Source organism: Bartonella sp. AP57NXGY, assembly GCF_042195805.1.
Classification (GTDB): domain Bacteria; phylum Pseudomonadota; class Alphaproteobacteria; order Rhizobiales; family Rhizobiaceae; genus Bartonella.
The window spans coordinates 1,971-6,435 of sequence record NZ_JBHIOZ010000012.1; the positions used below are offsets into that span (position 1 = coordinate 1,971).

Annotated in this window: 2 protein-coding genes; one reads left to right on the plus strand and one right to left on the minus strand. The window is 38.3% G+C overall.

Translation table 11 applies throughout. The features are described 5' to 3' along the window. A partial coding sequence (locus tag ACFIL8_RS03035) for a MutS-related protein (protein WP_404977314.1) occupies positions 1 to 1,141 on the plus strand: 1,141 nt, incomplete at its 5' end. A 1,031-nt stretch (positions 1,142 to 2,172) separates the two neighbouring features. On the opposite strand, the gene ilvD is transcribed toward ACFIL8_RS03035, so the two are convergent. Then, positions 2,173 to 4,011 carry a dihydroxy-acid dehydratase gene (ilvD, locus tag ACFIL8_RS03040; protein ID WP_375611414.1) on the minus strand — a complete coding sequence of 613 codons (1,839 nt, stop codon included), beginning with the start codon at positions 4,009 to 4,011 and terminating at the stop codon, positions 2,173 to 2,175. Positions 4,012 to 4,465 lie beyond the last annotated feature (454 nt).

Here is a 4,465-nt window from a genome sequence, read left to right on the forward strand (position 1 = left end):
AAACGCTATGCGTTTTACGACAACAGAGCTCGCTGACCTTGAAAGCCGTATTGCCCATGCTGCCAATCACGCATTGACACTTGAACTAGAGATTTTTGATATTCTCGTTCATGAAATTACCGAACAAGTTGATTTTATTCGCAAAGCCTCTGAAGCACTTGCTATTTTAGATGTATCTGTCGCTTTAGCATATCTTGCTGAAGAACAAGGATATTGCCGCCCTAAAATTGATCTTTCACTTACCTTTCGCATTACAGCAGGACGCCATCCTGTCGTCGAGCAAGCACTCCGCAAACAAGCAGCAGAACCTTTTATTGCCAATAATTGTGATCTCTCTGTGCAAGAAAATCAGCAATATGCAGCAATCTGGCTGTTGACAGGGCCTAATATGGGAGGAAAATCAACTTTTTTGCGGCAAAATGCTCTTATTGCTATTATGGCGCAAATGGGGTCCTTCGTTCCAGCAACTTCAGCACATATTGGTGTCGTTGATCGCCTATTTAGTCGCGTTGGGGCTTCCGATGATCTTGCACGAGGGCGCTCAACCTTTATGATGGAAATGGTTGAAACAGCAACGATTCTCAATCATGCTAGCCACCATTCCCTTGTTATTCTTGATGAAATAGGACGTGGAACATCAACCTTTGATGGACTTTCTATTGCTTGGGCTGCTGTTGAATATCTCCATGAAGTTAACCATTGTCGTGCTATTCTTGCTACCCATTTTCATGAAATGACTGCACTTACCGAAAAACTTGACAGACTGCATAATGTAACCATGAAAGTCAAAAATTGGGATGGTGATGTAGTTTTTCTTCATGAGGTCACACCAGGAGCCGCTGACCGTTCCTATGGTGTACAAGTCGCAAAGCTTGCTGGACTTCCCCCAGCCGTTATTACACGAGCAACAGATGTACTCCATCAATTAGAACAAGGCGAAATGGCTGGAAAAGGACATAAACTCATTGATGATTTACCACTCTTTTCTCTTAAAGCAACATCTCCCGTCAATGAAGCAAAAAACAAACATTGTATACTTCACGAAGCTTTAAAAAATATTCATCCCGATGAACTCTCTCCTAAACAAGCTTTAGAAGCAATTTACCACCTCAAACAGCTTGAAAAGAGTAACCCTTTATAGAAAACAGATGTTATTTTTTATTAAAAAACCTTCTTAATAGGAGATAACGTAACCATTTTTGATATACCACAGCATAAACAGTTATTTATCGTATTCCCATCGCTTTTCTACATAATATATTTTGATAAGTGTAATTGCCTATAGGCAAAACCCTATGCATTATATTTCATATTCCCTTAGATTAATATTGGCTCTTATACAAAAAATTGGTCAAGATCGACTATTTTTACAAGATAGTCGTTTTTTGTAAAGATTGTCATGAAATCTCCTCCACCTTGCAAATACGCCATATTTAGTGAATTATGCTTTTTCACGATCGATATTATTGTTATCATAGCAACATTTCTAGTTTAAAGCTGTTGGTGTTGGAATGCCATCCCATTTTGCATAATAAATTCATAGATAATGGGTCTCGTATTTTCTTCACATTTTAAGTTATAAAGAGCTCTTTTACTGTTTTCATATGAAACATATAATCAGATATATCACAGCTGTACTTTATTTTCATAAACATCCTTCAACTCCTTCCCACACCTTAATGGATAAGGATTTTCATTCGAATAAAGTCTGCAAATAGTCCAGCTTCTAACGGATTTTCCTTGACTTCCTAATCATGTGCTTCTCTTAAACTCAAAGCTTTACAAACAAGTCTAAGAATATTCACCACACACTAAAAACACACTTAATATTTAAGGAAGATGCCGTATATCACAGCTCTAAATGACAGTGTTTTTACGGTACAACAAGATAATGCCACCAGTACAATAAATATCTTTCATAAATTATGAGTAATAAGAAATCATAATCTCATATAAGATTGGAATATGATATGAAAAGTAATTATACTGTATCTGTCTTACATAGCTGCTAAAATAAGCAATCTACCGCAGTTTTTAGTTGTATTGATAGCTTTTTAATCATACTCATCATGACTCGAAATATTCTGATAAGTTCATAAACTCATAAAATAATTAGCTTAGAATATCGTGCAAAAGATGCAAAAAATCAGAGCACTATCTCTATTCAACTCATCAAATATTACGTACTGCACCCTTTGCAGCAGATGTGGTCATCGCTGCATAGGCTTTGAGAGCCTTTGAAACTTTACGCTGACGCTTCTCAATCGGTTGCCAAGCGCCTTTTCCTTTTGCTTCCATCTTAGAACGGCGCTGCTTCATCTCAACGTCATCCACCAACATATGAATTCTACGATTTGGAATATCAATTTCTATGATATCCCCCTCTTCCACCAACGCAATTTCTCCTCCTTCAGCAGCTTCTGGTGAAATATGTCCTATTGAGAGCCCTGAACTTCCCCCTGAAAAACGTCCATCTGTAACAAGTGCACAAACCTTGCCTAATCCTTTAGATTTGAGATAACTCGTTGGATAAAGCATTTCTTGCATTCCAGGTCCACCACGTGGGCCTTCATAACGGATTAAAACAATTTCACCTGTTTTAATCTTATCAGTTAATATAGCTGAAACAGCTGAATCTTGGCTTTCAAAAATTCTTGCCGGACCTTTAAAAGTTAAAATTGATTGATCAACGCCTGCTGTTTTTACAATGCAGCCATCTTTTGCAAGATTTCCATAAAGAACTGCCAATCCCCCATCTTGTGAATATGCGTGTTCCCTATCGCGAATCACACCTTTTTCACGATCAAGGTCAAGGGTCTCATAGCGACAAGATTGACTAAAAGCTGTCTGTGTTGGAATACCACCTGGAGCGGCACGATAAAATGCATGAACTGTTGGCTCATTAGTTTGCTTTACATCCCAGCGGTAAAGAGCTTCTTTCATTGTTTTTGCGTGAACCGTATAAGTTGATGTATCAATGAGTCCTGCCGCATCCAGTTCACCTAAAAGCCCCATAATACCACCAGCGCGATGAACATCTTCCATATGTACATTTGCAACAGCAGGAGCAACCTTACATAAAACAGGAACACAACGTGAAAGATGATCAATATCCGTCATGGTAAAATCCACCTCACCTTCTTGCGCTGCAGCTAAAAGATGCAGTACTGTATTGGTTGATCCCCCCATGGCAATATCAACGGTCATTGCATTTTCAAAAGCCTTGCGTGAAGCAATAGAGCGCGGCAAAACTGTTTCATCATCTTCTTCATAATAACGTTTAACCAATGCAACAATCTGTTTTCCAGCTTCTTCAAAAAGCATTCGTCGATCTGCATGTGTTGCTAACATTGATCCATTTCCGGGAAGAGAAAGCCCCAATGCTTCCGTTAAGCAATTCATAGAATTGGCCGTAAACATTCCTGAACAAGAACCACATGTAGGACAAGCAGCACGCTCCATTTCAGCAACTTCTTCTTCTGAATTTTGTTCTGAAGCTGCTGCAACCATGGCATCGACCAAATCAACCGTTAGATCTTGATCCTTCCATTTAATCTTACCTGCTTCCATAGGACCGCCTGAAACAAAGATTGTCGGAATATTCAACCGTAAAGCAGCCATTAACATACCAGGTGTAATTTTGTCACAATTAGAAATACAAACAAGTGCATCTGCACAGTGTGCATTAACCATATACTCTACAGAATCAGCAATGATTTCACGTGAGGGCAACGAATAGAGCATTCCATCGTGCCCCATCGCAATTCCATCATCTACAGCAATGGTATTAAATTCTTTCGCAACACCACCGGCAACTGCTATCTGTTGTGCGACTAATTGCCCAAGATCTTTTAAATGAACATGCCCTGGTACAAATTGTGTAAAAGAATTCGCAATCGCAATAATGGGTTTACCAAAATCAGTATCTTTCATCCCTGTTGCACGCCAAAGTCCGCGGGCTCCTGCCATATTACGCCCGTGGGTTGATATTCTTGAACGGTAAGAAGGCATTATTTTTTTCCCCTCAAATAATTCCATTTTGCTTGTTGTGCTGTAACTTCATTATAAAAACAAGAGCTTTAATATTCAAAAGAGAAAAATACCTTGTACTGCGGCATTTGAAGCACAAAATTAAAAGCTCTGCATAAACTTTTTCATAAAGCCTTTGTTTTTTATTACCTGTTAGTCAACATCTAATCCCTGTGTAAGTCCACGTTTGAGATAAATATCAAAACGCTTCAGTATGACACGAACTGTTCCAGATTTTTGTATGCCAGATTTGGTTAGCATATTGCATCTATCTGTTTGCGTAATTTCTGGAATTGGAAAGAATATAAAGAAATCGTGATAAAAATCTATCATCTCCTTATAATTCAGCTTTACACCTTTCAAACGCATTCATAAAAATATCTTTTAAATAATGATGACGCATTATCTCATGCTTTTGTTTTTACACTCTTCAATA

What these genes read in the sequence shown, in the direction of transcription:
- ilvD (WP_375611414.1), bottom strand. Translation starts at nt 4,011, where the DNA reads ATGCCTTCTTACCGTTCAAGAATATCAACCCACGGGCGTAATATGGCA.